4 protein-coding genes are annotated in these 5,452 nt (G+C 56.3%); 1 reads left to right on the forward strand and 3 read right to left on the reverse strand.

The annotated features are described in order from the left end of the window. Positions 1 to 348 precede the first annotated feature (348 nt). On the forward strand, positions 349 to 2,001 hold the full coding sequence (gene ushA / locus ACLQ7H_RS17950; RefSeq protein WP_411753829.1) for a bifunctional UDP-sugar hydrolase/5'-nucleotidase UshA: 1,653 nt from the start codon (positions 349 to 351) through the stop codon (positions 1,999 to 2,001). A 42-nt stretch (positions 2,002 to 2,043) separates the two neighbouring features. On the opposite strand, the gene ybaK is transcribed toward ushA, so the two are convergent. The 3 genes from ybaK to ACLQ7H_RS17965 all read right to left on the reverse strand — a co-directional run. After that, entirely contained in the window at positions 2,044 to 2,523 is a 480-nt protein-coding gene (gene ybaK, locus ACLQ7H_RS17955) for a Cys-tRNA(Pro)/Cys-tRNA(Cys) deacylase YbaK (RefSeq protein ID WP_021805445.1), read from the reverse strand. Between the two features lie 222 nt (positions 2,524 to 2,745). After that, positions 2,746 to 3,549, reverse strand: coding sequence for a TraB/GumN family protein (locus ACLQ7H_RS17960; RefSeq protein ID WP_411753830.1), 804 nt, complete (start codon positions 3,547 to 3,549; stop codon positions 2,746 to 2,748). A gap of 149 nt (positions 3,550 to 3,698) precedes the next feature. Then, the coding region (locus ACLQ7H_RS17965; protein ID WP_411753831.1) for a heavy metal translocating P-type ATPase at positions 3,699 to 5,452 on the reverse strand (1,754 nt) is incomplete at its 5' end.

A 5,452-nucleotide genomic window follows, 5' to 3' on the forward strand; every position in this document is an offset into this window, starting at 1 on the left:
GGTGAGAAACGCTGATAGCACCGAGAATAGAGAACGCAGTGCCTTTGGCCGCGCTGCGGGTTACCGGTGGAATATCCGTTTCACTACGGTCAGTCATATTATTATTAGCCTGGTAAGTGAGAGAGGAGAGAGCCGACATCTTATAACGTTCATCTTTCGTCCGACAACGGGGTAGCGGATTCTCTCGCGATCATTATGTGCTATCGGGAGTGCAGACAAAATTCGGGCGACCGTGCCTTTCCGACATAATTTGATGTATGTCGCAAAAATTTGAAATTAGTTGCAGCCGATTCGCGTTACAATTTCGTCCTCATCAAAAATACCCATTATTAACCATGGAGATCTGCCATGCGCTTTTCGCTTAACACTACCGCATGTGCGTTGGCCGTTTCCCTGACGTTGTTTTCAGGAACGGCCAGTGCCTGGGAAAAGGATAAAACCTACGATATCACCATCCTGCATACCAACGATCATCACGGCCATTTCTGGCAGAACGATCATGGTGAGTACGGCCTGGGGGCGCAAAAGACGCTGGTGGACAGTATCCGCCAGGAAGTGGCGGCGAAAGGCGGTAGCGTGTTGCTGTTGTCCGGTGGAGACATCAACACCGGCGTGCCTGAGTCGGACTTGCAGGATGCAGAACCCGATTTCCGTGGCATGACGCTGATCGGCTATGACGCGATGGCGATCGGCAATCACGAATTTGACAACCCGCTCAGCGTATTGCGCCAGCAGGAGAAGTGGGCCTCTTTCCCGCTGTTGTCCGCCAACATTTATCAAAAAAGCACCCAGCAACGCCTGTTCAAGCCTTATGCCCTGTTTGAAAAACAAGGGGTGAAGATTGCGGTGATCGGCCTGACCACCGATGACACTGCAAAAATCGGCAACCCGGAATATTTCACCGATATTGAATTCCGTGTCCCGGCGCAGGAAGCCAAGCAGGTGGTGGAGCAACTGCGTAAAGATGAAAAACCGGACGTGATCATTGCCGCCACTCACATGGGCCACTACGACGATGGTAATCATGGCTCCAACGCGCCGGGCGACGTGGAGATGGCACGTAGCCTGCCTGCGGGCTACCTGGATATGATTGTCGGTGGGCATTCGCAAGATCCGGTCTGTATGGCGAGTGAAAACCACAAACAGGTGGATTACGTGCCGGGCACGCCTTGCGCGCCAGATCGCCAAAACGGTACCTGGATCGTCCAGGCCCACGAATGGGGTAAATACGTGGGCCGTGCCGACTTCCAGTTCCGCAACGGCGAGATGAAACTGGTGCATTACCAACTGATCCCGATCAACCTGAAGAAAAAGGTAGAGAAAGCCGACGGCACCAGCGAACGGGTGTATTACACCCAGCAGATCCAGGAAGATCCGGCGATGATGAAATTGCTGACGCCGTTCCAGGACAAGGGCCAGGCCCAGTTGGAAGTGAAAGTGGGTAGCGTCAACGGCAAGCTGGAAGGGGATCGCAGTAAAGTCCGCTTCGTGCAGACTAACCTTTCGCGCGTGCTGCTAGCCGCGCAGATGGAGCGTGCCAACGCAGATTTCGCCGTGATGAGCGGTGGTGGCGTGCGTGACTCGATCGAGGCCGGTGATATCACCTATAAAAACGTGCTCAAGGTGCAGCCGTTTGGCAACACGCTAGTGTATGTCGATATGAAAGGCAGCGAGGTTGAGCCGTATCTGGCCGCGGTAGCCAATATGAAGGTGGACTCCGGTGCCTATGCGCAATTCGCCAATGTCAGCCTCGTAGCGGACGGCAAGGGCGTTAGCGACGTCAAGATCAAGGGTGAACCTTTACAGGCAGACAAAACCTATCGCATGGCGACGCTGAACTTCAACGCCCTGGGCGGCGACGGTTATCCGAAGATCGATACCCTGCCAAGCTACGTCAATACCGGCTTTATCGATGCGGAAGTGTTAAAGCAGTATATCGAGAAGCACTCACCGCTGGATGCGGCGGCGTACGAGCCCAAAGGCGAAATCGTTTACAAGTAAGGTAACATAGGCCGTTGCTGAGGTTGGTAACGGCCTACTTTTTCAGTCCCGCTTGGCGATCTCGGCGAAGGTGCCGGACAGCAGACGGCACAGATCGCTGGCCGCCAATTCAATATCCAACCCGCGTTTGCCGCCGGAAACGAAAATGGTGGCAAACTGTTGCGCTGGGCTGTCGATCACCGTGGGCAAGCGTTTCTTTTGCCCGAGTGGGCTGATCCCACCAACCAGATAACCCGTCACACGTTGAGCGACAGTCGGATCTGCCATTTCGGCTTTCTTGGCCCCTAGCGCTTTCGCCACCTTCTTCAAATCCAGCTGGGTTGCTACCGGCGTTACCGCGACGGCAAGATTTTTCGCATCACCATTGAGGGCCACCAACAGCGTTTTGTAGACCTGTTCGGCGTTCAGCCCCAGCTTTTTTACCACCTCGTCGCCAAAGTTGGTTTCTTCGCTATCGTGATGATAGGCGTGGAGGGTGAAGGCCACCTTTTGTTTTTCAAGCAGAACCACTGCGGGTGTCATAAGCTTTTTTCCAAAACTGAGGGAAGTTTGTCAACGGGGGCAACAAAACGATAAAAACGGAGCCGAATGAGCAACCTGTGCCAATGAGGGTGAAAGGCAGTTGCCAATAGGTTCGTCAGGTTGCTACCCTGTCTATTGTAATCGTTAACACGGTTACAATGCGTATAACTAAAATATGAAAAATTCCTCTTTGACTGGCCAATAGCGATATTGGCCACTTTTTTATCGTGCTTGCAGCATGGCCGGTAAATTGTCTTCGCCATACAGATGCAAAGCACCGACCGCCACCACATAGTTGCCCGGCGGTAACGCTTCCAGCTTTTGCTGCCAGTGGCGATTGCGGCGGTGCATCAATACGTCGTACAGCTCGGCACTGAAGGTGGAGGGCAGCGTTTCCAACGTGGCGTTCGGCTTGGCATCCAGCCACCAGCTCACCATGGTTTGCAGCAAACGGGCGTTGGTATGCCAGTGCTCTAACGTATCGCGCAGCAGGGCCATACCGCCTTCTGGCAGTTGTTCCAACATGCTCAGCTGTTCCTCGGCCCCTTCCAGTTCGATCACTGGCATCTGCTGTACTTTAGCGGCTTGTAATAGCTGGTAATCAATCCCGTATTCGGCGCGTAAACCCAGCCGCTGTGCCTGTCGTGCTTGCATCATCAGCGCAACCTGCCAGCCGGGAAGGGCAGAGAAGCTCTCTACATCCGCCCCCAGCTCCTGGCATAGCACCTGCAGTCGTTGGAATTCTTCATCGCCAAGACGCTGTTCAAGTGCGAGTTGCGGCTCGGCGTGGCCAAATGGCGAAGAGGAGCCGGTGATATCGGCCTCAACGATCAACGCATCTGCCTGACGCAGGCGTGCGGCCAACCGGGCAGGCAGGGGCGACATATCGACGGTGCCCATATGAATGCTGCCGACCAAATGCAGTTGGCGATTTCCCGTAAGCCTGATGTCCAGGGCAGGGTAGGTGTAGCTCTGCGGGGAAATAATACCGAGAAAGGTAGCAATGCGGCGTAACAGTTGACCCATACAGCGTGGCTCCTGATCCTTTCTTCCAGTTGGCAAGATGGCCGCTGGCTTTTCCCCATGCTAAACGCTAAGTGGCTGACAATAAAGCCCGAGGGCAGGTGAATTATCTCAAAAGGCCGGAGCGCTATGGGTTGCGCCCCGGCTGAGGATTACTGCTTGGGTTTAAAACGCAGTAATCGGTTGGCATTACTGACCACGGTAATGGAGGAGAGAGCCATTGCTGCCCCGGCGACTACCGGGCTGAGCAGGGTGCCCGTCAGCGGGTACAGCACGCCAGCAGCAATGGGAATGCCAAGCGCGTTGTAGATAAATGCCCCGAGCAGGTTCTGCTTCATATTACGCAGCGTCGCCTTCGATATGGCCAGCGCATCCGCCACGCCGTTCAGGCTGTGACGCATCAGGGTGATCGCCGCGGTTTCAATGGCGATATCGCTGCCGCCGCCCATGGCGATCCCGACGTCGGCCTGGGCCAGCGCCGGAGCGTCGTTGATACCGTCACCGACCATTGCTACCCGGTGGCCCTGTGCCTGCAACTGCTTGATCGCTTCGGCCTTACCGTCGGGCAATACGCCAGCAATCACGCGGTCAATACCGGCCTCTTTGGCAATCGCGTTGGCGGTGACCGGGTTATCACCTGTTAACATCACCAGTTGATAACCTTGCTGATGCAAGCGCTGTAGTGCGCTCACGCTGTCACTGCGTAACGGATCGCGGATGGCGATCAACGCGGCAGGTTTGCCATTGGCGGCCAACAGCACCGGCGTGATACCGCGTTCAGCCTGTTGCTGTATCTGCTGCATGAGCTCATCGGTCGCGATCTGATTCTCTTGCAACAGCTTGGCGTTACCCAACAGCAGCTGTACGCCCTCAACCTCACCGCTGACACCGGAGCCGCGCAACGTACGGAACAGCTCTACCGTAGGCAATGTCTGTCCTTTAGCGTGTTCGACGATGGCACGCGCCAGCGGGTGGTTAGCCCCTTGTTCCAGCGCAGCGGCCCAACGTAGAGCCTGTTGCTCACCCACCTGGTTAAAGGTGATGATTTCCACCACGCGCGGCTGGCCTTCCGTCAGCGTACCGGTTTTATCGAACACCAGCGTATCGAGATTGCTGGCCTGCTGCAGCGCATCGGCGTCACGCACCAGCACACCAAACTCTGCGGCCCGGCCAACGCCAGAGATAATTGACATCGGCGTTGCCAATCCAAGGGCGCAAGGACAGGCGATGATCAGCACCGTGGTGGCGATCACCAGCGTGTAGACCAACTGCGGTTGCGGGCCAAAGAAGTACCAGATGGCGGCGCTGAACAAAGCAATGGCGACCACGGTGGGCACAAATACCGCCGAGATACGGTCTGCCAGCTTGCCGATTTCCGGTTTGCTGCTTTGCGCCTGGCGCACCAACTTGATAATACGTGCCAGCGTGGTTTGAGTGCCAATGGCCGCCGCGCGAAACAGTACGCTGCCGTCGTCTACCACCGTACCGGCATGCACCGTATCGCCGACGCCTTTTTGCTGCGGCAACGCTTCGCCGGTCAGCATGGCTTCATCGATCCACACTTCGCCCTGAACGATCTCACCGTCAACCGGGATGCGATCGCCAGTCGTCAGGCGTAAGGTCATGCCCAATTGCACTTCTGCCAGCGGGATACTTTGCTCACCCAGCTCGGTGACCAGCCTGGCGGTGGGTGGAGTGAGATCCAGCAGCCGCTCGAGTGCCTGGGAAGAACGCTGTCGCGCGCGCTGCTCCATGGCATGGCCAAGGTTGATCAGGCCGATGATCATCGCACTGGCTTCGTAATAGAGATGCCGTGCCTCCATCGGGAAGAAGTCTGGCCACAGGTTGACGCTGATGGAGTACAGCCAGGCGGCACCGGTCCCCAGGGCGACCAGCGTGTCCATGG

Origin of the sequence: Serratia sp. (in: enterobacteria) (assembly GCF_046715635.1) — a bacterium.
In the GTDB taxonomy this organism is placed as follows: Bacteria; Pseudomonadota; Gammaproteobacteria; order Enterobacterales; family Enterobacteriaceae; genus Chania.